Source organism: Pseudomonas sp. IT-93MI4, from assembly GCF_949767635.1.
In the GTDB taxonomy this organism is placed as follows: Bacteria; Pseudomonadota; Gammaproteobacteria; order Pseudomonadales; family Pseudomonadaceae; genus Aquipseudomonas; species Aquipseudomonas putida_A.
Window position 1 is genome coordinate 1 of record NZ_CATKPP010000039.1, and the last position, 437, is coordinate 437.

The 437-nt window shown below is 54.0% G+C and carries 1 protein-coding gene; it reads right to left on the bottom strand.

Annotated features, from left to right (window positions below; genetic code table 11):
• Positions 1-395 (bottom strand): helix-turn-helix domain-containing protein (locus ACM6I7_RS16890; protein WP_414888915.1); only part of this gene is annotated, 395 nt, incomplete at its 3' end.
• Positions 396-437 lie beyond the last annotated feature (42 nt).

Here is a 437-nt window from a genome sequence, read left to right on the forward strand (position 1 = left end):
TTCTCAACAAGTTTGCAGACCTTGGGTCGATGGGCGCGATCCCAGGCAGCCTGATCAGCTTGATTAGCCCGGTAGCATCCTTGGCCACCGTTGCGTCTGATCTCACGGCTGATCGTAGAGGCTGCTCGCCCTAGCAACGCAGCCATGGAACGGATCGAGTTACCTGCCACCACGGCACGCGAAATCTCTTCACGCTCAGACAACGTCAGCGCCAATCTGGATCTGCGGCGTACAGCGGGTCTGATACCGCCTGTTTCCGCCAAGATGCGCTGTATCGATGAATGGTTTCGATCAAATAGTTGGGCGATGTGCTGGAGAGAGTCGCCTTTCTGCCAGTGATCCCACATCAGTTTTTTCTGGCTTTCGGTGTAATAGATCCGAGGTCTCTGCTTCATCTGCAACACTCCTTCTGCTTACACAGAATTTAGTCGTGTTGC